The 23,712-nt window shown below is 66.4% G+C and carries 22 protein-coding genes; 8 read left to right on the top strand and 14 right to left on the bottom strand.

The window, feature by feature from the left end:
- Positions 1-4: 4 nt before the first annotated feature.
- Together dxr and AU175_RS04040 are read right to left on the bottom strand one after the other, a co-directional pair.
- Complete coding sequence (dxr, locus tag AU175_RS04035) at positions 5-1,189, bottom strand: 1-deoxy-D-xylulose-5-phosphate reductoisomerase (protein WP_066286043.1); 1,185 nt, start codon at positions 1,187-1,189, stop codon at positions 5-7.
- A gap of 35 nt (positions 1,190-1,224) precedes the next feature.
- Positions 1,225-1,971: a sulfite exporter TauE/SafE family protein gene (locus tag AU175_RS04040; protein ID WP_231938452.1), complete on the bottom strand. Its 747-nt coding sequence runs from the start codon at positions 1,969-1,971 to the stop codon at positions 1,225-1,227.
- A 46-nt stretch (positions 1,972-2,017) separates the two neighbouring features.
- Here AU175_RS04040 and AU175_RS04045 point away from each other — a divergent pair, with 46 nt between their 5' ends.
- The gene (locus AU175_RS04045; RefSeq protein WP_066290519.1) at positions 2,018-3,493 is read left to right on the top strand and encodes a lipase maturation factor family protein; all 1,476 of its coding nucleotides are present in this window, start codon (positions 2,018-2,020) and stop codon (positions 3,491-3,493) included.
- Positions 3,494-3,556: 63 nt separating this feature from the next.
- Here AU175_RS04045 and AU175_RS04050 read toward each other — a convergent pair whose 3' ends face one another.
- From AU175_RS04050 to AU175_RS04080, 7 genes are read right to left on the bottom strand one after another with little or no spacing between them, the layout of a single operon-like run.
- Positions 3,557-4,396, bottom strand: coding sequence for an HpcH/HpaI aldolase/citrate lyase family protein (locus AU175_RS04050; RefSeq protein WP_066286044.1), 840 nt, complete (start codon positions 4,394-4,396; stop codon positions 3,557-3,559).
- On the bottom strand, positions 4,393-4,950 hold the full coding sequence (locus AU175_RS04055) for a MaoC family dehydratase (protein WP_066286045.1): 558 nt from the start codon (positions 4,948-4,950) through the stop codon (positions 4,393-4,395). Before AU175_RS04055 ends, AU175_RS04050 begins: the two co-directional genes overlap by 4 nt.
- Complete coding sequence (locus AU175_RS04060; protein WP_066286046.1) at positions 4,947-5,714, bottom strand: CoA transferase subunit B; 768 nt, start codon at positions 5,712-5,714, stop codon at positions 4,947-4,949. Before AU175_RS04060 ends, AU175_RS04055 begins: the two co-directional genes overlap by 4 nt.
- 2 nt (positions 5,715-5,716) lie before the next feature.
- Positions 5,717-6,529: a CoA transferase subunit A gene (locus AU175_RS04065; RefSeq protein ID WP_066286047.1), complete on the bottom strand. Its 813-nt coding sequence runs from the start codon at positions 6,527-6,529 to the stop codon at positions 5,717-5,719.
- 20 nt (positions 6,530-6,549) lie between these two features.
- Positions 6,550-7,725: an acyl-CoA dehydrogenase family protein gene (locus AU175_RS04070; protein ID WP_066286049.1), complete on the bottom strand. Its 1,176-nt coding sequence runs from the start codon at positions 7,723-7,725 to the stop codon at positions 6,550-6,552.
- A gap of 2 nt (positions 7,726-7,727) precedes the next feature.
- On the bottom strand, positions 7,728-9,956 hold the full coding sequence (locus AU175_RS04075; protein WP_066286053.1) for an acetyl/propionyl/methylcrotonyl-CoA carboxylase subunit alpha: 2,229 nt from the start codon (positions 9,954-9,956) through the stop codon (positions 7,728-7,730).
- Positions 9,957-9,963: 7 nt separating this feature from the next.
- Positions 9,964-11,571, bottom strand: a complete 1,608-nt coding sequence (locus AU175_RS04080; protein ID WP_066286055.1) for a carboxyl transferase domain-containing protein — start codon at positions 11,569-11,571, stop codon at positions 9,964-9,966.
- 297 nt (positions 11,572-11,868) lie between these two features.
- Between AU175_RS04080 and AU175_RS04085 the strand changes: the two genes are divergently transcribed.
- Positions 11,869-12,447: an SACE_7040 family transcriptional regulator gene (locus AU175_RS04085; protein WP_231938594.1), complete on the top strand. Its 579-nt coding sequence runs from the start codon at positions 11,869-11,871 to the stop codon at positions 12,445-12,447.
- 73 nt (positions 12,448-12,520) lie between these two features.
- On the opposite strand, the gene AU175_RS04090 is transcribed toward AU175_RS04085, so the two are convergent.
- Genes AU175_RS04090 through pdhA form a run of 3 tightly spaced genes read right to left on the bottom strand, consistent with a single transcriptional unit; the run spans position 12,521 to position 16,073 of the window.
- Complete coding sequence (locus AU175_RS04090) at positions 12,521-13,879, bottom strand: dihydrolipoamide acetyltransferase family protein (protein ID WP_082979192.1); 1,359 nt, start codon at positions 13,877-13,879, stop codon at positions 12,521-12,523.
- 8 nt (positions 13,880-13,887) lie between these two features.
- Complete coding sequence (locus AU175_RS04095; RefSeq protein ID WP_066286060.1) at positions 13,888-14,898, bottom strand: alpha-ketoacid dehydrogenase subunit beta; 1,011 nt, start codon at positions 14,896-14,898, stop codon at positions 13,888-13,890.
- Positions 14,898-16,073: a pyruvate dehydrogenase (acetyl-transferring) E1 component subunit alpha gene (gene pdhA / locus AU175_RS04100; protein WP_066286061.1), complete on the bottom strand. Its 1,176-nt coding sequence runs from the start codon at positions 16,071-16,073 to the stop codon at positions 14,898-14,900. Before pdhA ends, AU175_RS04095 begins: the two co-directional genes overlap by 1 nt.
- 196 nt (positions 16,074-16,269) lie before the next feature.
- On the opposite strand from pdhA, the gene AU175_RS04105 reads away from it, so the two are divergent.
- Positions 16,270-16,743 carry an Lrp/AsnC family transcriptional regulator gene (locus AU175_RS04105; RefSeq protein WP_066286063.1) on the top strand — a complete coding sequence of 158 codons (474 nt, stop codon included), beginning with the start codon at positions 16,270-16,272 and terminating at the stop codon, positions 16,741-16,743.
- 151 nt (positions 16,744-16,894) lie between these two features.
- A complete protein-coding gene (locus AU175_RS22255; protein ID WP_066290521.1) occupies positions 16,895-17,641 on the top strand; it encodes a hypothetical protein in 747 nt (248 codons plus the stop codon).
- An 83-nt stretch (positions 17,642-17,724) separates the two neighbouring features.
- On the opposite strand, the gene AU175_RS04115 is transcribed toward AU175_RS22255, so the two are convergent.
- Complete coding sequence (locus AU175_RS04115; RefSeq protein WP_066286064.1) at positions 17,725-19,341, bottom strand: solute symporter family protein; 1,617 nt, start codon at positions 19,339-19,341, stop codon at positions 17,725-17,727.
- Positions 19,338-19,718 (bottom strand): DUF485 domain-containing protein, encoded by a 381-nt coding sequence (locus AU175_RS04120; RefSeq protein ID WP_066286066.1) that lies wholly within the window; start codon positions 19,716-19,718, stop codon positions 19,338-19,340. The genes AU175_RS04115 and AU175_RS04120 overlap by 4 nt, the downstream gene beginning before the upstream one ends.
- Positions 19,719-19,899: 181 nt before the next feature.
- Between AU175_RS04120 and AU175_RS04125 the strand changes: the two genes are divergently transcribed.
- The 4 genes from AU175_RS04125 to AU175_RS04140 are packed head-to-tail and all read left to right on the top strand — an operon-like array spanning position 19,900 to position 23,680.
- Positions 19,900-21,090: a sensor histidine kinase gene (locus AU175_RS04125; protein ID WP_066290523.1), complete on the top strand. Its 1,191-nt coding sequence runs from the start codon at positions 19,900-19,902 to the stop codon at positions 21,088-21,090.
- Positions 21,091-21,136: 46 nt separating this feature from the next.
- The gene (locus AU175_RS04130) at positions 21,137-21,859 is read left to right on the top strand and encodes a LytR/AlgR family response regulator transcription factor (protein ID WP_066286068.1); all 723 of its coding nucleotides are present in this window, start codon (positions 21,137-21,139) and stop codon (positions 21,857-21,859) included.
- On the top strand, positions 21,856-22,206 hold the full coding sequence (locus AU175_RS04135; protein WP_066286069.1) for a hypothetical protein: 351 nt from the start codon (positions 21,856-21,858) through the stop codon (positions 22,204-22,206). Before AU175_RS04130 ends, AU175_RS04135 begins: the two co-directional genes overlap by 4 nt.
- 7 nt (positions 22,207-22,213) lie before the next feature.
- On the top strand, positions 22,214-23,680 hold the full coding sequence (locus AU175_RS04140; protein ID WP_066286070.1) for a sodium/solute symporter: 1,467 nt from the start codon (positions 22,214-22,216) through the stop codon (positions 23,678-23,680).
- The last annotated feature ends 32 nt before the right edge of the window (positions 23,681-23,712 follow it).

Raw genomic sequence — 23,712 nt, forward strand, 5'->3', positions numbered from 1 at the left:
CTTCCTAGAGACTGCTGACTGCTAAACGTTCGTGGGCCCGCGCCCGTGCCCAGCCTTCAGCTTCCAGCACCGACTCCACTGTCAGCCCGGAGGATCCTGGGTGTTCGCTGAGTACGGCAGCGATGGTGTCCACGATGTCCGTGAACCGGATGGAGCCCTGATGGAAGGCGTTGACGGCTTCTTCGTTGGCGGCGTTGAATACAGCCGGGAAGGTGCTTCCCTGCCTGGCTGCGTCCTTGGCGAGGTCCACTGCCGGGAACGCCCGGGAGTCCAGCGGCTCGAAGCTCCAGCTGGTGGCCCGGGACCAGTCGCAAGGGGACGCAGCCTTGGGCACCCTGTCTGGCCAGCCCAGCCCCAGCGCAATGGGCAGGCGCATGTCCGGGGGTGACGCCTGGGCGATGATGGAACCGTCGACAAACTGGACCATGGAATGCACCACGGACTGCGGATGAACCACAACATCGATCCTGTCCAGCGGGATGTCGAAGAGCAGGTGGGCCTCGATGACCTCAAGGCCTTTGTTGACCAGGGTTGCCGAGTTTGTGGTGACCATCAGCCCCATGTCCCAAGTGGGGTGGGCCAGCGCCTCCCGGGGTGAAACGCTGTGGAGCTGTTCCCTGGTCCGGCCCCTGAAGGGTCCGCCGGAGGCCGTCAGGATCAGCTTGTCCACTTCGTTGGCGGAGCCGGAGCGAAGGCACTGGGCAATGGCCGAATGTTCGGAGTCCACCGGTACGATCTGTCCTTCGCGGGCTGCTGCCTTGACCAGGGCTCCACCAACAATCAGGGATTCCTTGTTGGCCAGTGCCAGCGTGGCTCCTGATTTCAGGGCCGCCAGCGTTGGGGCGAGCCCAATGGAGCCCGTGATGCCGTTGAGCACCACATCGGCGGGGATTTCGGCGATCCGGGTGGAGGCATCGGGGCCGCAGATGATCTCCGGGCGGTAGCCTTGCCGTCCGGCGCGGCGGGCGGCATCGGCGATCAGGTTTTCCAGTTGCTTGGCGTCGCCCGACGCGATGCCCACGGCAGCTGCCCCCGTATGGACCGCCTGGCGGGCCAGTAGCTCCAGGTTGCCGCCCCCGGCGCTGAGTGCCACCACCTCGAACAGGTGCGGGGCGCCGTCGACGACGTCAATCGCCTGCGTGCCGATGGAACCGGTGGATCCGAGGAGGACGATTCTGCGAGGCTGCATTGCTTAAGTATCCCGCACCGGAACCGGCAGCCAGGTCAGCCCGTCGCCAGCTCCACGAAACCCTTGGTCAAGGTGGACACGGCTCCAAGGTAGGCGATGGCCACCACGATCCGCCGGACGGAGGCCGGCTTGACCTTGCCGGACAACAAATCTCCGGCAACGATTCCGGCCACCATGGCAGCGAGGATGCTGAGCCACTGCCATCCCTCCAGTCCAGGAAGGTGCCCGCCGGACAGCACGTATTTGCTCACCAGGGACGCCAGCCCCGTGGTGACGAAATAGGGCTGCAGGGTGGCGCTGAAACTCTTCTGGTCCCAGCGCGTGGCGATGGCGTAGGCGGTAATCGCAGGTCCGCCCACCCCGGCTGCCGCGTTCATCAGTCCGCTGGAAAAGCCGAGGGACACCATGGGGACCGGACCGCTCGCGCGCCATGAGCTGCGGGTCAGCCGCTGCGATGCCAGCAGGGCGATGATAAGCAGAACGCCGATGCAGATCTCCAGGGGCGCTTCCGGCACGTTGCTGGCGAGCCAGGCACCCGGCACCACCCCTGCGACGGCGGCGAGCGCGAGACCGAAGTAGCGCCGCCACTGAACGTGCCGCCAGACCCGGGACAGTATCAGGAGGGAGGATGCCGCGCCGCACAGGTTGATGATCATCACGCCGTCGAAGGGTCCCAGAAGGACCACCAGGACCGGAGACACGAGCAGGCCGAAGCCGAGGCCCGCCAGCCGCTGGGCCAGTGCCCCTGCAACGACGGCAATAAGCACCAGTGCAAACACCATCCGATCCTAGTGGGCGGAGGGCGAGGGGCGGCGTAACGTGGACACCGTGGACTGGGTTTCCTGGTTCGGTGCGCCTGAGTACGAATTCGCCCGGCAGGTGCTGCAGCGCGGCGTCGCAGCACTGTTTTTCGTTGCGTTCCTCTCCTCTTTCAACCAGTTCCCCGCGCTGCTGGGTGAGCGCGGGCTGCTGCCGGTTCCCGATTACCTTGAGGGATTCAGTGCCCGCAGGCGGCCCACGCTCTTTCGCTGGCGGTATTCGGACGGTCTGCTGCGCGCGGTCTGCGCGGCGGGAATGCTGATCGCGGCCCTCCTGGTCGCCGGGCTCCCCCAGCTGGGCCCGCCGTGGCTGCCGCTGGTCGCCTTCCTGGCCCTGTGGCTCCTGTACATGTCCATCGTCAACGTGGGCCAGACGTTTTATGGCTTCGGCTGGGAAATACTGCTTTTGGAGGCCGGCTTCACCGTTGCCTTCCTCGGGTCGGACCAGACTGACCCGCCCCGGGCGATCATCATTCTGGTGGCCTGGCTGGTGTTCCGCCTGGAGTTCGGGGCGGGGATGATCAAGATCCGAGGCGGCCGGGAATGGCGCGACCTGACGGCGCTCTACTACCACCACGAAACCCAGCCGATGCCGGGCCCCCTCAGCCGGCAGGCGCATTTGCTGCCCAGGCCGTTCCACCGGCTGGAGGTCCTGGGGAACCACTTCGCGCAGCTCGTGGTGCCGTTTTTCCTTTTCGCACCGCAGCCGGTGGCCAGCGCCGCCGCGGGCATCATCATCTTCACGCAGCTGTGGCTCGTGGCCAGCGGCAATTTCGCGTGGCTGAACTGGATCGCCATCGTGCTGGCCTTCGCCGCCGTCAGCGACCCTGTGGCCCACGCAGTGCTGCCCTTCCTGCCCCTGGACTGGCACGCCGGCACCGCAGGGGGCGGGGAGACGCCGGTGTGGTGGCTGGTTATCACCCTCGCCGCCGCGCTCCTGCTGGTGGTGCTGAGCTACTGGCCGGTGCGCAACCTGTTCTCCAGGCGGCAGCTGATGAACGCGAGCTTCAACCGCTGGCAGCTTGTCAACACCTATGGCGCCTTCGGCACGGTCACCAAGCAGCGGATCGAGATCGTTGTTGAGGGTACGGCGGATGAGGATCCGGACGGGTCCGCCGACTGGCGGGAATATGGTTTCAAGGGCAAGCCGGGGGACGTGCGCCGGCTGCCGCGCCAGTGGGCGCCCTACCACCTGCGGCTGGACTGGCTGATGTGGTTCCTGCCGCTCCGCTCAGTCCATGAGGAATGGTTCTATGCCTTCCTCACCAAGCTGCTGGAAGCGGACCCGCAGGTGCTGCGGCTGCTCCGCCATGACCCGTTCGACGGCGGCCGGCCCCGTTGGGTGCGCGCGCGGAGCTACCTGTACCGCTTCGCCACCCGGGCGGAGTTCCGTGACACCGGTGAACGCTGGATCCGGACGCCGCTTTATGAGGCTATTCCGCCGTTGTCGCTGCGTCGGACGCCGGGGCGCCGGCCGGCAGGCTAATCCGGCCGGCAGGTTGTGCGGGCGGCAGGCAGGCTGGGCCTGCGGGCGGCCGGAGGGCAAGGCCTAGCTGTGGATCCCTGCCCGGCGAATCGTGGCTTCGGCGTGCTTGAGGATGGGGCCGTCGATCATTTTGCCGTTGTACTGGAAGACGCCCGACCCGGCGGAGGCTGCCGCCTGCAGCAGCTGTGTCGCAGCGGAAACGTCGGCCTCGGACGGGGCATAGGCGCCGCGGACAACAGCCGCCTGGGTGGGGTGGATGCAGGCCTTGGAGCCGAATCCGGACGCCACGGCATCGGCAGCCTCCACGGCCAGCCCCTCCAAGTCCGGGATGTTGACGTACACGGCGTCCACGGCGGCCTTTCCGAACGCGCCCGCGGCAAGGAGGACGCTGGACCGGGCATGCAGCGCAACGGCGCGGTAGCCGCCGTCGTCCTTCCTGCTGGACGTTCCTCCCAAGGACGCGAGCAGGTCCTCAGCGCCCCACATCAGGGCCACAACGTTCGGTGCGGCGGCGATGGCGGGGGCGTTCAGGACGCCGGCCGCCGTTTCGCAGAGCGCGATCACGTGGAAGTCCTCAAGAGTTGCGAGCTGTTCGGCGCTCTCCGCCTTGGCCAGCATCACAGTGCGGTACGGCGTATGCGCCAGGCAGTGCAGGTCCTTCTCGAATTCCTCGGTGCCGGCGGGATTGATCCGGACGATGGTCCGGCTCGGGTCCAGTTCGGGCGTTTCACCGCCGGCACCCAACTGGGCCAGGATGGCGCCGCGGGCCCTTTGTTTGTCCGCGGGCGCCACCGCATCCTCAAGGTCAAGGATGACGGCATCTGCACGTTCAGAGGCTTTTTGGAAGCGTTCGGGCCGGTCGGCAGGGCAAAAGAGGAGGGCTGGCCCCATCACAAAGGTCATACAGCCATTGTGCCCTTTTGGCTCCCGGTTTGCTGCCCGGCGTGCGCCTCCCGCGTCCACATGAGGCAGCTTCGCGTGGCCAGCGCCACCACGGTGCCGTCCTGGTTGCGGCCCGTGTGCTGCATGGTGGCAATCCCCTGGCCGGGGCGGGAGCCGGAGAGCCGCTTCGCGGTGATTACTGTCTCCGTGTAGAGGGTGTCGCCGTGGTACAGCGGGTGCGGAAAGGACACATCGGTCAGGCCCAACTGGGCGATGATGGTGCCCTGGGTCAGCTGCGACACCGACTGCCCCACTACCGTGGATAGCGTAAACATGGAGTTGACCAGCCGCTGGCCAAACGGCTGGCCCGCGCTCCACGCAGCGTCAAGATGCAGGGCCTGGGTGTTCATGGTCAGGGTGGTGAACAGGACGTTGTCCGCTTCCGTCACGGTACGGCCCGGCCTGTGGGCATACAGCACGCCCTCTTCGAGTTCGTCGAAGTACAGGCCACGCTGTTCAATGACGCGCTGTTCACCGATACGCTGTTCACCGGCGTGGGAATTGTCCGCCGTCATACGGTGAGTTCCTGGTCCTCTTCGAAGATTTCAGCTCCTGTGGCCGCAGCCACTTCCTCAGCGGACACATTAGGGGCCAGTTCGCGCAGCACCAGCCGGGATGACCCGCCCTCGGTGACAACGTCGATCACTGCGAGGTCGGTGATGATCCGGTCCACGCAGGCCTTGCCGGTCAGCGGCAGCGAGCACTGCTCCACGATTTTGGGCCGGCCGCTGCGGTCCACGTGCTCCATCATCACAATCACCTTTTTGGCGCCGAATACCAGGTCCATCGCTCCGCCCATGCCCTTGACCATCTTGCCCGGGATCATCCAGTTGGCGAGGTCGCCGTTCTGTGCCACTTCCATGGCGCCAAGCACGGCAACATCGACGTGTCCGCCGCGGATCATGCCGAACGACGTGGACGAATCAAAAAACGCAGCGCCCTTATTGACGGTAACGGTTTCCTTGCCGGCATTGATGAGGTCGGGGTCGACGGCCTCCTCGGTGGGGTACGGCCCCACGCCCAGGATCCCGTTCTCCGAGTGCAGCACCACTTCCACACCGGCCGGGATGTAGTTCGGGATGAGCGTGGGCATGCCGATCCCGAGGTTGACGTACTGCCCGTTGCTGAGCTCCCGGGCAACGCGGGCGGCCAGTTCGTTGCGGGTCCATCCCTTGGTCTCCGGGGAGGTGCCGTCCGGATGGCCGACGGCGGCACGCCGGTATTCGGGGCGGACGGCTTCGGGGCGGGGAGGCGCTCCCTGGGGCCTGTTGGATTCCATGGCTACGCTCCTGCCTGTTCAGTTGCCGCTTCGGATCCGGCAGCTGCCCCGGCGGCCGCCGGGGCGGCGAGGGCCACCGTCCGCTTTTCAATCCGCTTCTCGCCGGCCGGAACAACCACCACCCGCTGGACGAAGATCCCGGGGGTGTGGACGTGCTCCGGATCCAGCTCGCCCGGTTCCACCAGCTCCTCCACCTCGGCGATGGTGATCCGGCCCGCCATGGCACAGAGCGGATTGAAGTTCATGGCCGTGGCATGGAAGACGAGGTTCCCGTGGCGGTCGCCCTTCCACGCGTGAACCAGGCCAAAGTCGGGAGTCAGCGACTCCTCCAAAACGTAATCGACGCCGTTGAAGGGGCGGACTTCCTTGGCGGCGGAGGCGATGGCGATGCCGCCGTCGGCGTAGTACTTCTGCGGCAGGCCGCCGTCGGACACCTGCGTGCCCACTCCCGCCTTGGTGTAAAAGGCGGGGATCCCTGCGCCGCCCGCCCGGAGTTTCTCCGCGAGTGTTCCCTGCGGAGTCAGCACGACTTCCAGTTCACCGGCAAGGTACTGGCGTGCGAACTCCTTGTTTTCTCCGACGTAGGAACTGATGGTCCGCCGGATCCTGCCATCACGGAGGAGGACGCCCAACCCCCAGTCGTCCACGCCGCAGTTGTTGCTCACCGTCTCCAGGTCCTTGGTGCCGCGCCGGTGCAGGGCATCGATCAGGGCCACCGGGATTCCGCACAGGCCGAACCCTCCCACCGCGAGGGAGGCGCCGTCGGGGATGTCCGCTATGGCGTCCTCGGCGCTGGCAACAACCTTGTTAATCATCAGTGACCCTCTCCGGCCGGCTACAGTCCGAGTTCGCGGGCGATCAGCATCAGCTGGACCTCCGTGGTGCCCTCCCCCACTTCAAGGATCTTGGAGTCGCGGTAGTGGCGCGCCACGGTGAATTCGTTGATGAAGCCATAGCCGCCGAATACCTGGGTGGCATCCCGCGCGTTGTCCATGGCTGCCTCGCCTGCGACCATCTTAGCGATGGCCGCCTGCGTCTTGAATGGCTTGCCGGCGAGCATCCGTGCGGCGGCGTCGTAGTAGGCCAGGCGTGCAGTATGCGCACGGGCCTGCATACGGGCGATCTTGAACGCGATGGCCTGGTGCTTGCCGATGTTATGGCCGAACGCGGTGCGTTCCTTCGCGTACTTCACCGACAAATCCACACAGCCCTGGGCCGCTCCCGTCGCCAGGGCGGCGATGGCGATGCGGCCCTCGTCCAGGATGGAGAGGAAGTTTGCATAGCCCCGCCCCTCTTCGCCGAGCAGGTTTTCCTCCGGCACACGGACGTCCTTCAGCGTGAGGGGATGCGTGTCAGAGGCGTTCCAGCCCACCTTGTTGTAGGCCCGTTCCGCTGTGAACCCGGGCGTGTTGGTGGGCACCAGGATGGTGGAGATCTCTTTCCTGATGCTCCCGTCGTTGCGTTCCTGCTGGCCCGTCACCGCGGTGACCGTGACCAGGCGCGTGATGTCCGTGCCGGAGTTGGTGATGAACTCCTTGTTGCCGTTGATGACCCACATGTTCTTGTCTCCGACACGCTCCCGGCGTGCGTGGGTCTTGGTGCCACCGGCGTCAGAGCCGGCCTCCGGCTCCGTGAGTCCGAAGCCTGCGAGCGCCTCGCCCGAGGCCAGCATCGGCAGCCATTCCTCCTTCTGCGCCTCGGTGCCGAACCGGTAAATGGGCATGGCGCCCAACGAGACGCCTGCTTCCAGCGTGATGGCCACTGACTGGTCCACCCGGCCCAACTGCTCGAGGGCGAGCGCCAGGGCGAAGTAGTCCCCGCCCATCCCGCCGTACTCCTCCGGGAAGGGCAGCCCGAACAGGCCCATGTCCGCCATCTGGGACACCACCTCGTAGGGGAAGGTGTGGGCTTCGTCGTGCTTGGCGGACACAGGGGCCACCACGTTGTCCGCGAAGTTCCGTACGGTGTTGCTGAGGTCCTGGTATTCCTCGCTGAGTTCAAAATCCGGCATGGCTAGGCTCCCTCGCCTCGGTTGGGTGGGTCTTGGATGGTGTGGGCCTCGGCGTGGATGGTGGCCAGCACCTGGTCCGCCTTGACGGGCTGACCGGCCGTGACGCTGATGTGGACCGTGCCTGCCACCTCCGCCAGCAGCTGGTGCTCCATCTTCATGGCTTCCACGGAGAGGAGCAGCTGGCCCGCTTCTACGGTGTCGCCGTTGCTGACGGCCACGGACACCACCGTGCCTGGCATGGGCGAGCGGACCTGGGGGTCAGCTGCGCCTACTTCACGCTGGATGGCGGCGAGGACCCGGGCGAGCTTCGACTCCCGCGTCAGCACGTCAAGCCGGCAGGACCAGCCGCCGTTTCCCAGGAAGAGTTCCGTGGGCCATGCGGGCGTCGGGTTGTCCCACGTGGGCGTCACCGGACCGCGGTAAACCGGCGCGAACGAATAGCCTCCGGCCTCCCCGTTGAGAGTCAGCACGGCGTCCCGCCGGGAGCGGAACTGAAGTGACGCGCTGCGCTCCGGCCCGTTGTTCACGGTCACCATGACGGGCCCATCAAGAACCCTGCCGCCGGACACGCGGACAGTTGCGATGCCGCCGTCGGGCGTTCCCAGGCTGATGGGCCGCGGCGACGGCGCTCCCAGCCGCCAGCCGTTGCGGGCCTGCCACGGACCCGACGGCGTTTCCGCCGCGTCCTGTTCTTCCCTCGACAAGGCATACAGGGCTGCGGCCACCAGCTCTGCGTCCTCCACGTGCCGGAATGCGAAGCCCGGCAGTTTCCGCTCGATCAGGCCGGTGTCCAGGCGTCCGGCCCGGACATCGGCGTCGTTGATGAGCAGCCGCAGGTACTCAACGTTGGTGTCCAGGCCAAGGGCGGTGTACCCGGCGAGCGCTTCATCCAGGGTGTCCAGGGCAGCGGTGCGGTCCTCGCCCCACGCGATGACCTTGGACATCATGGGGTCGTAGTTCGAAGAGAGCTCCAGTCCCTCGCGCAGGGACGAATCAACGCGGACGCGGCCACCCCCGGCAGGCACCTCACTGCGGGACGGTGCGCCTGGCCGTTGCGCGGGCCCGGGAAGCTCGTCAAGCAGGAGGACGGTTCCTGTGGAGGGCAGGAAGTTCCGCTCCGGAATTTCCGCGTAGACGCGGGCTTCGACGGCGTGGCCATGGAGTTCGACGTCGGCCTGCCGGAGGGTCAGTTCCTCGCCGGCGGCGATGCGCACCTGCCATTCGACCAGGTCGGCGCCGGTGACCATTTCGGTGACCGGGTGCTCCACCTGGAGCCGCGTGTTCATCTCCATAAAGAAGAACTCGTCCGGGGCGTCGTCGGAGACGAGGAATTCCACCGTTCCCGCGCCGCTGTAGTGGACGCTCCTGGCCGCCTGGCAGGCAGCTTCGCCGATCCGCGACCGGGTGGCTCCGCCGTCGTTCAATGAATTTAGCAACGGCGACGGCGCTTCCTCGATCACCTTCTGGTGGCGGCGCTGCAGCGAGCACTCACGCTCGCCCAGGTGGATCACGTTGCCGTGGTTGTCAGCCAGGACCTGGACCTCAATGTGCCGGGGGGCGCGCACCAGCCGCTCCAGGAAGAGTGTGTCGTCGCCGAAGGCGCTGGCCGCGACACGGCGCGCCGTTGCCAGGGTGGGCCCAAGCTCCCCGGCCCGCTCCACCACGTGCATGCCCTTCCCTCCGCCGCCGGCGGAAGGCTTGATGAGCAGCGGGAATCCGACGGCGTCCGCGGCCTCGATGAGCTGCGCGTCCGTCATGCCCGGCTCGGCAATGCCGGGCACCACGGGAACGCCGTAGCCCGCCACGTGGTTCTTGGACCGGATTTTGTCCCCCATGATGTTCAGCGACTCGACGCCAGGACCGATGAAGGTGATGCCGGCCGCTTCGAGCGCGCGGGCAAAGTCCACGTTTTCGCTGAGGAAGCCGTACCCGGGGTGGACGGCCTCTGCACCCGTGTCGCGGCAGGCCTGGACGATCGCTTCGATGCTCAGGTAGCTCTCGGCCGCCGGGGCCGGGCCGATCCGTACGGCACGGTCCGCCTCGCTCACGTGCCGGGCCCCGGCGTCGGCATCGCTGTAGACGGCCACGGAACGGATACCCAGGGCCCGCAGGGTGCGGATCACACGGCAGGCGATCTCCCCGCGGTTGGCGACCAGGACGGTACCGAAGAGGGCCTTCCCGGGACCCGTTGTGGTGATCGGTGAAGGCGCAGTCGGCGAAGGAAAAGTCATTGCTGGCTCACATCCGGAAAAGGCCGAAGGAGGTCTCCGGCAGTGGGGTGCGGGAGACGACGTCAAGCGCCAGTCCCAGGACGGTGCGGGTGTCCGCGGGATCGATCACGCCGTCATCCCAGAGGCGGGCCGTGGAGTAGTAGGGGCTTCCCTGGTCCTCGTACTGCTGCCTGATGGGGGCCTTGAACGCTTCCTCGTCCTCGGCGGACCAATCCTCGCCGCGGGCTTCGTACTGGTCCCGCTTCACGGTGGCAAGCACGCTGGACGCCTGGTTTCCGCCCATGACGGAGATCCGGCTGGCCGGCCACATCCAGAGGAAACGCGGCGAGTAGGCACGGCCGCACATGGAGTAGTTTCCCGCACCGAAGGACCCGCCGATGACGACCGTCAGCTTCGGCACCCGGGCTGTTGCTACCGCCGTGACCATCTTCGCGCCGTTCTTGGCGATGCCGCCCTGCTCCGAGTCCTTGCCTACCATGAACCCGGAAATGTTCTGGAGGAAGACCAGGGGAATTCCGCGCTGGTCGCACAGTTCGATGAAGTGTGCGCCCTTGAGCGAGGACTCGCTGAAAAGCACGCCATTGTTGGCCACGATCCCCACAGGATGCCCGTGCAGCCTGGCGAAGCCGGTGACCAGCGTGGCGCCGTATTCCTTCTTGAACTCGTGGAACCGGCTGCCGTCAACGAGGCGGGCTATCACCTCGCGGACGTCGTACTGCGCGTTGACGTCCGTGGGGACCGCACCATAGAGCCCGGCGGGGTCGGCAACAGGTTCGACGGCGGCGTCCACGTCCCACGCGGGGGCGGCCGGCTTCGGCAGCGTGGCCACGATGTCGCGGATGATCTGCAGGGCGTGTTCATCGTTCTCAGCCAGATGGTCGGTGACGCCCGAAATCCTCGAGTGGACCTCGCCGCCGCCCAGCTCCTCCGCGGTGACGATTTCGCCGATGGCGGCCTTCACCAGTGGCGGACCGCCCAGGAAGATGGTGCCCTGGTTCCGGACGATCACGGTTTCATCGCTCATGGCCGGGACGTAGGCGCCGCCGGCGGTGCAGGAGCCCATGACGGACGAGATCTGCGGGATTTTGGCCGCGGACAGCCTGGCCTGGTTGTAGAAGATCCGGCCGAAGTGCTCCCTGTCCGGGAAGACCTCGTCCTGCTTCGGCAGGAATGCTCCGCCCGAGTCCACCAGGTAGATGCAGGGCAGCCGGTTCTCGAGCGCGATTTCCTGGGCCCGAAGATGCTTCTTCACGGTCATCGGGTAGTACGTGCCTCCCTTGACGGTGGCATCGTTGGAGATCACCAGGACCTGGCGGCCATGGACCAGGCCGATCCCGGCGATGACCCCGGCGCCGGGCGACTCATCGTTGTACATCCCGTTGGCCGCCAACGGCGCTATTTCCAGGAACGGGCTGCCGTCATCCAGGAGCTGGTCGATGCGTTCGCGTGGGAGGAGCTTGCCCCGGGCCACGTGGCGTTCCCGTGACTTTTCCGGTCCGCCCAGTGCAGCTTCAGCAAGCCTGGAACGAAGCTCCGCGGCGAGCGCGAGCTGTGCCTGTTTGTTGGCCGCAAAGGCATCGCTCCCGGCGTCAAGCCGGCTGGCGAGGGTCTCCATCGACTGGTCTGTTCCTGTTCTGGTAAGTGACACCTTGCGAGAACCACAATGGTCAACTCGGTTAGTCATCTGTAACTGAGATTAGGCTAGCCCCTATTAACTGTGATGTCCAACACAGTGCGGCGTTGTTAGAATTTTCTGGTCCTAGGAGGAAATGTGCCCACTACCCGGCCAGCGCAGCCAGCCCGGAACGCCCCGTCCACCCCATCCGTTCCAGCGTCCAACGGCCCTGCCGCACTCAAGGGAAGTCCCGCAGCGCAGGCTGCTCCAGGAACCCAGCGCAGCCAGGCCAAGGAGCTGCGGCGCCAGGCGCTGCTGACCGCTGCCGCCTCGCTGTTCGCCTTAAACGGGTTCAACCGCGTGTCCCTGGAGGACCTTGGCGCCGCGGCAGGAGTCAGCGGTCCGGCCGTCTACCGCCATTTCCGGGGCAAACAGGCCGTACTGGGCGATCTGCTGGTCACCGTCAGCCGGGAACTGCTGAAGGGTGGACTGAGGGTCGTCGCCGAAACCACGGATCCGCTCGCGGCGCTCCGGCGGCTGGTCGCCTTCCAGGTGGATTTCGCCTTGGGCAAGCCCGATGTGATCCGGGTGCAGGACCGGGACTTCAGCAACCTCACCGACAAGGACCAGTCCGAGGTGCGCACGCTGCAGCGAAACTACGTGGAACTGTGGGTGGACGTCCTCGCCCGGCTCCACCCCGCCACGGACGCCGCCGAACTGCGGATGCGGGCCCATGCGACATTTGGCCTGATCAATTCCACCCCGCACTCGGTGCGCAGCCATGGCCGCAAGATCGCGGTCAGGTCCGCCCGACCCCTGCTGGAGAGCATGGCGCTGGCCGCCCTGACCGTGGACGTCTCCCAGGCTTCCCCTTAGGACTGGAGTTTTTGTCCAGATACGGAGGGATAGACCGTCCCTAAGTCTCCGTATCTGGACAAAAACTCACGGGTTAGACCATCGTCAGCACCATGCCGGGATCGGCCAGGACCGCGCCGACGTCGGCCAGGAAGCGCGAGCCCTGCTCTCCGTCCACCAGGCGGTGGTCAAAGGACAGGCTCAGCGTCATGACCTGGCGCAGGGCCACCTCCCCCTGGTGCTCCCACGGCATGTTCCGGACAGCCCCCACGGCCAGGATGGCCGCTTCGCCGCGGTTCAGGATCGGCGTTCCGGCGTCGATGCCGAAGACCCCGATGTTGGTGATGGAGATGGTTCCGCCGGACAACTCGGACGGCGTGGTCTTTCCCGCGCGGGCCGACTCCGCCAGCGCTGCCAGGGCTTCGGCCAGGCCGGTGAGCGACAGGGTGTCCGCATCCTTGATGTTGGGCACGGTGAGGCCGCGCGGTGTTGCTGCTGCGATGCCCAGGTTGACGTAGTTGAACTGGACAATCTCCTGGCTGGCTTCGTCCCAGCGGGAGTTCAGGGACGGGTTCCGCCGCAGCGCAATCAGCACGGCCTTGGCCACGATGGTCAGCGGCGTGAGCTTATACCCGGCAAAAGCCCGGTTGGCCTTCAGCCTGGCGAGGAGGTCCATGGTGGGTGTGACGTCCACCGTGAGGAACTCCGTCACGTGCGGGGCGGTGAATGCGCTGGCCACCATGGCGGCTGCCGTGAACTTGCGGACCCCCTTGATGGGGGTGCGGGTCTCGCGCTCCGGCTGGCCGCCCCCGGACGGTTCGTCCTGGCGGCCATCAGGCACGGCCGACAGGTGGTGCGCAGCCGCCGGAAGGTCGCCGCCTCCCACGAAGTTGCGCACATCGTCGCGGCTGATGAGGCCTCCGGGGCCGGTTCCGGCAACGTCGGCCAGGTCCACCCCGAGGTCCTTGGCGAGTTTCCGCACGGGCGGGGTGGAGCGGGGGCGCTCGGCGGGCCTGGTGCCGGCGTCGGGTGTCTTTCTCCCCAACCGCTCCCCAGGCTCAACCACCGTCAGGTTGCGTGCCCGCCGGCTCGGGTGGCCGGAACTTTCGACGACGGCGCCGTACCCCACGAGGTTCGGTTCCCTCTTTCCGGCGACCGCCTTGGTCGTGGCAGCCACGGTTGGCTGATCCGCAGCAGGTGCCGTTGCGCCGTCGTCCGGTACCTCGAAGGTGACGATCGGCTTGCCAACCTCGACGACTGTGCCGGGCTGCTCGTGAAGTTCCTTGATGACCCCGGCGAATGGTGACGGGAGCTCCACCACGGCCTTGGCGGTTTCCACCTCGGCAATGACCTGGTTGAGGCTGACGGTGTCCCCCACCCCGACCTTCCAGCTGAGGATTTCGGACTCGGTCAGGCCTTCGCCAAGGTCCGGTAACCTGAATTCCCTGATCATGGTGGCGCTCATCCTTCCAGCCCGCTCAGGGAGTTCGGCCGGCCCAGGGCACGGTCAACGCCGTCGAGGATCCTGTCCAGCCCCGGCAGATGGTGCATCTCGAGTTTGGAATACGGGTACGGAATATCGAACCCGGTGACGCGGACGGGGGCCGCTTCAAGGTGGTAGAAGCACCGCTCGGTGATGCTGGCGGCTACCTCTGCGCCAAGTCCGCCGGACTGCCCGGCCTCATGGGTGATCACCAGCCGGCCGGTTTTCCGGACCGAGGCCTCCACCGTGGCGTAATCCACCGGCGCCAGCGAGCGCAGGTCAATGACTTCGATGGATATGCCCTCGTCGGACGCCGCAGTGGCGGCGTCACGGGCTGTCTTCACCAGGGGTCCGTATGCCACGAGCGTCACGTCGGTCCCCTCAGCCAGCACGCGGGCCCGGTCCATCGGCAGCGCCGTGGCCAGGTCAACGCTCTCGTCAACTTCGCCTTTGTCGTGGTAGCGGCGTTTGGGTTCGAAGTACAGGACAGGGTCGTCGCTGGAAATCGCCTGCTGGATGACGGTGTAGGCATCCTGCGGGTTGGACACGGTGACCACGCGGAGCCCCGAGGTGTGGGTGAAGTACGCCTCGGGTGATTCCGAGTGGTGTTCCGGTGAGCCGATGCCGCCGCCGAAAGGCACACGGACGGTGATGGGCATCTTCACTGCGCCCTGCGTTCGGTAGTGCAGCTTGGCCACCTGGCTCACGATCTGGTCGAACGCGGGGTAGATGAAGCCGTCAAACTGGATCTCCACCACTGGCCGGTAACCGCGGTACGCCAGGCCGACGGCGGTGCCCATAATGCCCGATTCGGCCAGCGGCGTGTCCACCACCCGGTGTTTGCCAAAGTCCTTCTGCAGGCCGTCGGTCACACGGAAGACGCCGCCGAGGGTTCCGATGTCCTCCCCCATGAGGATGACCTTGGGGTCGTTCTCAAGGGATTTGCGCAGGCCGGCGTTGATGGCGCGGGCAAAGGTCATCTGGGTCATCAGCGTGCACCTTCTTGAGTCGTGGCTCCGGCGGGATCACCGAAGGAAGCCAGGTAACGGGAGTAGTGGTCCTGCTGCCGGTCAAGCCAGGAATTGGGTGAGCTGTAGACGTGCTTGAAGATGTCCAGCGGCTCCGGGTCCGGCATGCTGGTGCAGCCGTTGCGCATCTCGCGGGCCACGGCGTCGGCCCTGTCCTTCACATGCTGCTGCAGTTCCTCCGTCAGGAGTCCCTTGCGGTCCAGGAGGGACCTTACCCTGTCGATGGGGTCCTTCGCGGCCCAGTCCTCCAGTTCGTTGGCATCCCGGTACCGCGTGGGGTCATCGGCAGTGGTGTGCGGACCCATGCGGTAGGTGACGGCTTCGATAAAGGTCGGTCCGCCGCCGTTCCGGGCCCGGTCCAGGGCGACCCGCGTGGCTGCCATCACGGCGAGGACGTCGTTGCCGTCCACCCGGAGGCTGGGGATTCCGAAGCCGGTGGCCCTGTCTGCCAGCTGGATGTGGGACTGCAGCCGGACCGGTTCAGAGATGGCCCAGTGGTTGTTCTGGCAGAAGAAGACCACGGGCGCCTGGAAGCTTGCGGCAAAGACCATGGCTTCATTCAGGTCGCCTTCACTCGTGGCACCGTCGCCAAAGAATGTCACTGCAACGGAATCGGCACCGTCGTTCTGGATGCCCATGGCGTACCCGGTGGCGTGCAGGGTCTGTGCGCCAATGATGATCTGCGGTGTTGCCATGTTGATGGTGTACGGATCCCAGCCCGCCGACGCGTTGCCGCGCCACACCCGGATGATGTCCGTCAGGTCCACCCCGCGGCAGTAGGCCACCCCGTTCTCCCGGTAACTGGAGAACACAAAGTCATCGTCGCGCAGCGCCCTTCCCGCGCCAACCTGCGAGGCTTCCTGCCCGAGCAGCGGCGGCCAGAGGGCGAGTTCGCCCTGCCGCTGGAGGGCGGTGGCTTCAACGTCGATCCGCCGCACCACGGCCATGTCCTCATAGAGGGAGCACAACCGCTCATCGGTGATGTCCTGCACCCAGGGATCGAATTCCGGATGGCTGATCCGCTCCCCGGCGGGGGTGACCAGTTGGATCAGGTACCGCCCGGCCCCATGGATTCCTGCACTGTTGCCCGGGCCTCCGGGGGTTGTTCCGCCATGGCCCGCTTCGTCTGTAGACACGATCGCCCCGCAACCTTCTCACGTCGTTTGACCGGCACTTAGGGACTTGTGGTCCTGCCGCCTTCCGGCCTCCCGGGCGCCGTTGCCCCGGATATTTGTGACCCTACTCACAATGCTCAATGGGTACAACCACCACGCAGATAACTGAGCACAATGCCCTGTTTACGGCCCGCAGACCGTGCTAGCGTTGCGCATTATGCAAGCTTTGGATGGCACCGACACCCGCCTTCTTTCGGCCATGGCGCGGGATCCGCGCCGTACGGTGGTGGCACTCGCCCAGAAGCTGGGCCTGTCCCGCAACACCGTGCAGGCACGGATGGCCCAACTCGAGAAGAAGCATGTCTTCCTCTCCTTTGAACGGCGGATCAACCCGGTGTCGCTGGGCTATCCGCTGATGGCCTTCATCTCCGTCCACGTACAGCAGCAAAAACTGGGGCAACTCGCCCACGACCTCGCCAGTGTCCCGGAGATTTTGGAGGGCTACGGCCTGACCGGCTCCGCGGACCTGTTGCTGCGTGTGGTGGCCCTGGACGCCGAGGACCTTTTCAGGATCAACGGCAAGATCCTTGCGTGCGACGGGGTTGAACGCACAGACACCGCCCTGGCCATGGGTGAGCTGATTCCCTTCCGCATCCAGCCACTGCTGGAGCGCGGCCCGGCGGACGCCTAGGGTCCTTTCCCCGGGCAGGCTTGCCTTTCGCCGAATGACGGAGCGGGGCGGGCAGGGTTATAGGCTGGTCCAAGTTGAATCGAATGGGGTGCCGGTCAGCGGTTCCCGCAACGAGGCAGTCCCCCATGCACGCTGCCGGAAAGGCTCCATCTTGAGCAATCCTCAGGAACCGCACCCGCCGGGTCATGCCGACGCCGGTGCGCGGCCACCTGCGCCGCCGCGGCAGCCGCCTGCGCAGCCGAATGGGCCACCCCAGCTCGGTGCACCACAGACCGGGACACCGCAGTACGGAACCCCGCAGGAGCCCCAAAACGCCTACGGGGCGCAGTTCGCACAGGGAAGCCCCCACGGCGGGCAGCATCAGCAGCCGGGCCAGTACCCCCAGCCAGGACAGTACCCCGGACAGTTTGGGGCACCCGGCCAGCACCCCGGGCCGTCGCCCTTTGGCCTGCCCGGCCAGCCTCCCGGCAAGGACCGGAAGAAGCTGTGGATCATCCTCGGCATCGCCGGCGGTGTGGTGCTCCTGGCAATCGTCGGAATCATTATCCTGGTCAATGTCCTCAACAGCGCCACCAACCAGGCGCGTGGACTCGCGGACGGCTTCACCCGGCTGGTGATCGAGGGGAACTCCGCCCAGGCCTACGACGACTACCTTGACCCCGCGCTCCAGGAACAGCTGTCGAAAGAGGACTTCATCGCCGGCGTCGAAAGCCTGGAGATGGATGATACGTGCAAGCCGGTGTACAACGACTTCCAAGTCACTTCGGAGAACGGCGTCAACGCCGCAGATATTGCGGGCGTCATCACCTGCGACGGCCAGCAGGTTGACCTGGCCTACCGCTTCGAAGGCGCGGACGAGCTGAAGATGACCAACATCAAGCTCCGGCCGAAGGCCTAAGCACGCTGCCCAAGTGGACATCCCCCGTGCCCAACGGCACGGGGGATGTCCACTTTAAGGGTGTGGTGCGTGGCTTGCCCGGGTCAGTGGTCCACCGCCTTCTCCGCGCCAACACCGGTGAGCGAGCGCACTTCCATTTCGGCCTGTTTGGCAGTGTCCTCGCGCTTCTTGTCCAAAACAGTGCCGAGCCAACCCAGCAGGAAGGCGAGCGGAATGGACACGATGCCCGGGTTGCTGAGCGGGAACAGCGCGAAGTTGGCGCCGGGGATCATGGACGTCGTTGCGCCGGAAACCACCGGCGAGAAGGCGATCAGGATGATCGCGGAGCCAAGGCCGCCGTACATGCTCCACACTGCGCCCTGGGTGGTGAACCGGCGCCAGAACAGCGAGTAGACGATCGTGGGGAGGTTCGCCGATGCGGCGACGGCGAACGCGAGCGCCACCAGGAAGGCCACATTCTGGCCGTTCGCGAAGATGCCGCCGAGGATGGCCATAACACCTATGACCACCACGGTCCGCCGCGCTACCTTGACCTCCGTGTCGGCGTCGGCCTTGCCCTTGGAAATGACACTGGCGTAGATGTCGTGGGCGAAGGAAGCTGCGGCGGTGATGGTCAGGCCGGCCACCACGGCGAGGATGGTGGCGAAGGCAACCGCCGAGATGAAGCCCAGCAGCAGCGGCCCGCCCAGGTGGAAGGCCAGCAGGGGTGCCGCGGAGTTGACGCCCCCCGGAGCGCCCTTGATGGTCTCTGCACCAACCAGGGCTGCTGCACCGTAACCGAGAACCAGGGTGAACAGGTAGAACAGGCCAATCAGCCAGATGGACCAGACCACTGACTTGCGCGCTTCCTTGGCCGTGGGCACGGTGTAGAACCGCATCAGGACGTGCGGCAGGGCAGCGGTTCCCAGGACCAGTGCCAGGCCAAGGGACATGAAGTCCAGCTTCGAGGTCTCGGTCTTGCCGTACTGCAGGCCGGGGTTCAGCACCGCCGGGTTGCCGGCAGTGTCAACCGCCGCGCCGAGGAGGCTGGAGAGGTTGAAGCCGTAAATGGCGAGCACCCACAAGGTCATCACGCCCGCGCCGACGATCAGCAGGATCGCCTTGATGATCTGGACCCAGGTGGTGCCCTTCATGCCGCCGATCAGGACGTACATGATCATCAGGGCGCCGACGACGATGATGACCAGTGCCTGGCCGCCCCAGTCGCTGATGCCCAGCAGCAGCGAAATCAGGCTGCCCGCGCCTGCCATCTGCGCCAGCAGGTAGAAGAAGCAGACGGCGAGGGTGGAGATGGCGGCCGCGATCCGGACCGGACGCTGCTTCAGCCGGAAGGAAAGGACGTCGGCCATGGTGAACTTCCCGGTGTTCCGGAGCAGTTCGGCCACCAGAAGCAGCGCCACGAGCCAGGCCACCAGGAAGCCGATGGAGTACATAAAGCCGTCATAGCCGTTGACGGCAATAGCGCCGGTGATGCCCAGGAAGGAGGCCGCGGACAGATAGTCCCCGGCAATAGCCGTTCCGTTCTGGGAGCCGGTGAACGACCGGCCCGCAGCGTAGTAGTCCGCCGCGGTCTTGTTGTTTCGGCTTGCCCGCAGGACGATCACCATGGTCACGGCGACAAACAGGCCGAAGATGCCCATGTTCAGCAGGGTGGTTTCCTTGAGGTCGGCGACGTCGACCGCCGTGGCAATCCCTATCATTTGGCCACTCCACTCACGATGTTGCCGTTCTTATCAAACTCATGGCCCTCAATTTCATGGCGGATCTCAGCAGCAATCGGATCCAGCCGGCGGTTGGAGTAGCTGACGTACCAGCCGGTGATGGCGAATGTGGAGACGAACTGGAGCAGGCCCAGGATCAGGCCGACGTTGATGTTGCCCCACACCTTGGTGGACATAAAGCCGACGGCGTAGTCCGCCAGCAGGACATACGCGAAATACCACAGCAGAAAGGCGACTGCCATTGGAAATACAAAGCTGCGGTGACGCTTGCGCAGTTCCTGGAACCGCTCTGTCGATTGGACCTCTTCGAAGTCCACGGACGCCGCTGCATCCGGGGTCTGGGCATCATTACCCATCGTTCCTCCTCATTGAGACTTGCCTGGTTCACACCGGCAGGCGCCCCCACGCACCATGCGCCGGATGTGACTGCAATCACTGTGCGTCGTGACGGGCGGGACATACCAGAGGCATTGGGGGAACGCTCGCTCAACGGTTGCGATGCTGCGACAAACGGCACCCGCCGCTACGCTGGGCACCATGCCGGACTCCCCTCTCCTCACCGCAGCAGCCGTCGCGGTGATTGTGTTGGCGATTGCCGTCGTCGTCGGCGTGGGAATCAAGGTGCTGCGGTCCTTCCGTGAGCTGGGCACCGACGCCGAGCGGGCCACCTACAACACGCTCCACGCCGCGTCCCGTGCCGGGCAGCACCTGCGCACCGGACTGAATCCGGCGGGCGCCGCGAAGGCGTGCCGGCAGTTGCGGAACCTCCTGGGCTGCGATGCCCTGGCCATCACGGATACCGCCGTGGTGCTGGCCTGGGACGGTGCTGGAGAGGAGCTGAAACCGCTCCTGATGGGCCTGGCCGCGGACGTACTCGCCAGCGGGAGGACCACCGTGATCCAGGCCCGGGACCTGGGCGTGGACTTCGCCCCGGGCGGGCTCGCTGCTGTGATCGCACCGGTGAAGGCCGGCTCCCGGGTAGTGGGCGTGGTGGCTGCCTTCACACCGGCGGCGGGCGCGGGCCTGGTCCGCGCCACCGGCGAAGTGGCCGACTGGGTGGCCGTCCAGGTGGAACTCGCCGAACTGGATGCCTCCCGGACGCTGCTGATGGAAGCGGAAGTCCGGGCCCTGCGGGCGCAGATCAGCCCGCACTTCATCTACAACTCGCTCAATGCCATCGCTTCGTTCATCAATACCGACCCGGCGCGGGCCCGCGAACTGGTTGTGGAGTTCGCGGACTTCACCCGGTACTCCTTCCGCCGCCACGGCGACTTCACCACCCTCGCCGAAGAGTTGCGCTGCATCGACAGATATCTGTTGCTGGAGCGTGCCCGCTTCGGCGAACGCGTCCAGGTCAGCCTCCGGATTGCACCTGAAGTGCTGGGCACCGTCATCCCCTTCCTGAGCCTGCAGCCGCTCGTGGAGAACGCGGTGCGGCACGGGCTCGAGGCCAAGGAAGGTCCCGGCCACATCAGCATCACTGCCAATGATTCCGGCGCCTTCGCGGAGGTCACCATCGAGGACGACGGCGTGGGCATGGACCCTGCCCAGCTCCAGTCCATGCTGGCCGGGCATACGGACGGCGACCATGTGGGGCTGCGCAACGTTGATGCCCGCCTGCGGCAGGTCTACGGCGACGACCACGGCCTGGTGATCGAGACGGCGCCCGGCGAAGGGACCCTGATCACGATGCGCGTGCCCAAGTCCCAGCCGGGCCACGACGCCTGAGCCACGCTTTCCGATTCCTGCCACCTCCGGCCGATAATGTAGGACCATGATTAATGTCCTCGTCGCCGATGACGAGTTACCCGCCGTGGAGGAACTGGCCTACCTTCTCGGCCGGGACGACCGCATCGGCATCATCCACCGTGCCACCTCCGGGTCGGAAGCGCTGAGGGCCCTCACCACGGAATCAGTGGACGCCGTGTTCCTGGATATCCATATGCCGGCTGTGTCCGGCCTGGACATTGCCCGGGCCATCGCGCGCAGCGGCCACCCGCCGGCTGTGGTGTTTGTCACCGCGGACGAGGACTGCGCCCTTGAGGCATTCGAGCTAGCCGCGGTGGACTACCTGCTGAAGCCGGTCCGCGCCGAACGGCTGTCCCGCTCAGTGGGGCGGATCAGCGAACTGCTGCGCGACGGCGGCGGCCCGGCACCGGAAATGATCACCGTGGACCAGGGCGGTACCACCCGGATGATCAGGCGCGACGACGTCACGTACGTCCAGGCCCAGGGAGACTACGCACGGCTCCACACAGCTGATGCGAGTTACCTCATCCGGGTGCCCTTGGCCGACCTGGAGCAGCAGTGGGCGGAGGCAGGCTTTATCCGCACCCACCGGTCCTACCTGGTGGCCCTGAAGCACGTGGCATCGATGAAGCTGGCCGCGGACGGACCAAGCGTCACGGTCGCCGGGGCCAACCTCCCCATCAGCCGCCGGCACCTGCCCTCCGTGCGGGAGAAGCTGGAAGCAACCCGCATCCGGCCGCAGTCATGACTCGGGTCCGGGTCACCGCCCCGCTCTCCGCTGCGCGGCCGGCAACGCTGTCGCGGGAAGCAGCCGAGGAATCGGAAGTGGGCCAGCTTTTTGTCAGGTCGCTCATCCGCACCCAACTCCGCCTGGCTATCGTGGTGGCCGGAGGCTTCCTGCTGATCCTCTGCGCGTTTCCGTTGCTCCTCGCGGCTGTACCGGGCCTGGCCGGGGCCCGCGTGGCCGGAATCCCCTTCGACTGGCTGCTGCTGGGTGCCGGAATCTACCCGGTGATCGGCCTCAGCGCCTGGTTGTACGTCCGTACCGCCGCGCGAAACGAAGTCCGGTACCGCGACCTCGCCGAGGACAAGTGATCCTGCCATGAATCCTGCCGTGGGCCTCGTTGCCCTTGTTGTGGTGTCCGTCGCCACTGCGGTGATCGGATTCTATGGTCTGCGGATTTCCCGCACGACGGGCGATTTCTATGTCGCCTCCCGGACAGTACCGCCGTGGTGGAACGCCTCGGCCATCGGCGGGGAGTACCTGTCCGCAGCGAGCTTCCTGGGAGTGGCCGGCCTGATCCTGCTGTCAGGAACGGACGCGCTGTGGTTCCCCGTCGGCTATACCGCCGGATACCTCATGCTGCTGCTCTTTGTGGCCGCCCCGCTGCGCCGTTCCGGCGCGTACACCATCCCGGACTTTACCGAGGCACGGCTGGACTCACGGGCGGTCCGCCGGGTAACCAGCGTAGTGGTGGTTGTGGTGGGGTGGCTGTACATCGTTCCGCAGCTCCACGGCGCGGCGCTGACCATCCGAATCACCACCGGGCTTCCTGCCTGGGTGGGGTCCGTGGCCGTGGTCGTGGTGGTGTGCCTGACGGTGGTGGCCGGCGGCATGCGGTCCATCACCTTTGTGCAGGCCTTCCAGTACTGGCTGAAGCTCACCGCGCTCGCCGTTCCTGTCCTCTTCATCGTGTTCGCCCTCATGGGCAACGGGAGCGCCGCGGTGGCGCCTGCCGCCGTCAATCCCACCGGGATTGCCGCTGCCGGTCCGTACCAGAACATCTCATTGCTGGTAGCGCTGCTGTTCGGCACCCTGGGCCTGCCCCATGTCCTGGTCCGCTTCTACACCAACCCGGACGGGCAGTCGGCGCGGCGGACCACCCTGATTGTGCTCGGGCTGCTTTCGGTGTTCTACCTTTTTCCCACCGCCTACGGACTGATCGGGAGGATGTTCGCGCCGGAGCTTGCGCGCTCGGGACAGGCAGATGCGGTTGTCCTCCTCCTGCCCGGACAGCTGATCGGCGGAACGGCCGGCGACCTGCTCTCGGCCCTGGTGGTGGCCGGAGCCTTTGCCGCTTTCCTGTCCACTACCTCCGGGCTGGTGGTCTCGCTCGCCGGCGTGATCAGCCAGGACGTCCTGGGCGGCAGTGTCCGCGGCTTCCGGCTGGCCGCCGTCATCTCGGCGGTGGTGCCTCTGGGCTTCGCGTTCACCACCGACTCCCTCGCCCTGGCCGGGAGCGTGGGCCTGGTGTTCGCCTTCACCGCGTCCACCGTCTGCCCGGTCCTGCTCCTGGGCATCTGGTGGCGCGGCCTCACTGACACCGGTGCCATCGCCGGGATGGTGACCGGCGGCGTCCTCTGCGGCGGCGCCATGGTGTCCGGGTCCGTGCTGGGCGCCGCGGGCACGCCATTCTGGCTGGCGCAGCCGGCGGCCTGGACGGTCCCGGCCGCGTTCGCCGTGATGGTTGTCGTCTCGCGTGCCACCAAGCGCAGGGTGCCACGTACCATGGCACGGGTCATGACCCGGCTGCATACCCCGGAACGGCCGCTGGTCACGGAACGCTGAACGCCGGACGGCCCCTCGCGCCGGAACCGTCC

The organism is Arthrobacter sp. B6 (assembly GCF_001663775.1).
In the GTDB taxonomy this organism is placed as follows: domain Bacteria; phylum Actinomycetota; class Actinomycetes; order Actinomycetales; family Micrococcaceae; genus Arthrobacter.

Coding starts and splice junctions, on each gene's coding strand:
- AU175_RS04105 (WP_066286063.1), top strand. CDS start 16,270: ATGCAAGCTTTGGATGGCACCGACACCCGCCTTCTTTCGGCCATGGCG.
- AU175_RS04040 (WP_231938452.1), bottom strand. CDS start 1,971: ATGGTGTTTGCACTGGTGCTTATTGCCGTCGTTGCAGGGGCACTGGCC.
- AU175_RS04120 (WP_066286066.1), bottom strand. CDS start 19,718: ATGGGTAATGATGCCCAGACCCCGGATGCAGCGGCGTCCGTGGACTTC.
- AU175_RS04130 (WP_066286068.1), top strand. CDS start 21,137: ATGATTAATGTCCTCGTCGCCGATGACGAGTTACCCGCCGTGGAGGAA.
- AU175_RS04070 (WP_066286049.1), bottom strand. CDS start 7,725: ATGCCGGATTTTGAACTCAGCGAGGAATACCAGGACCTCAGCAACACC.
- AU175_RS04075 (WP_066286053.1), bottom strand. CDS start 9,956: ATGACTTTTCCTTCGCCGACTGCGCCTTCACCGATCACCACAACGGGT.
- AU175_RS04140 (WP_066286070.1), top strand. CDS start 22,214: ATGAATCCTGCCGTGGGCCTCGTTGCCCTTGTTGTGGTGTCCGTCGCC.
- AU175_RS04060 (WP_066286046.1), bottom strand. CDS start 5,714: ATGGAATCCAACAGGCCCCAGGGAGCGCCTCCCCGCCCCGAAGCCGTC.
- AU175_RS04135 (WP_066286069.1), top strand. CDS start 21,856: ATGACTCGGGTCCGGGTCACCGCCCCGCTCTCCGCTGCGCGGCCGGCA.
- AU175_RS04080 (WP_066286055.1), bottom strand. CDS start 11,571: ATGGAGACCCTCGCCAGCCGGCTTGACGCCGGGAGCGATGCCTTTGCG.
- AU175_RS04050 (WP_066286044.1), bottom strand. CDS start 4,396: ATGACCTTTGTGATGGGGCCAGCCCTCCTCTTTTGCCCTGCCGACCGG.
- AU175_RS04065 (WP_066286047.1), bottom strand. CDS start 6,529: ATGATTAACAAGGTTGTTGCCAGCGCCGAGGACGCCATAGCGGACATC.
- AU175_RS04090 (WP_082979192.1), bottom strand. CDS start 13,879: ATGATCAGGGAATTCAGGTTACCGGACCTTGGCGAAGGCCTGACCGAG.
- AU175_RS04055 (WP_066286045.1), bottom strand. CDS start 4,950: ATGACGGCGGACAATTCCCACGCCGGTGAACAGCGTATCGGTGAACAG.
- dxr (WP_066286043.1), bottom strand. CDS start 1,189: ATGCAGCCTCGCAGAATCGTCCTCCTCGGATCCACCGGTTCCATCGGC.
- AU175_RS04095 (WP_066286060.1), bottom strand. CDS start 14,898: ATGACCCAGATGACCTTTGCCCGCGCCATCAACGCCGGCCTGCGCAAA.
- AU175_RS04115 (WP_066286064.1), bottom strand. CDS start 19,341: ATGATAGGGATTGCCACGGCGGTCGACGTCGCCGACCTCAAGGAAACC.
- AU175_RS04125 (WP_066290523.1), top strand. CDS start 19,900: ATGCCGGACTCCCCTCTCCTCACCGCAGCAGCCGTCGCGGTGATTGTG.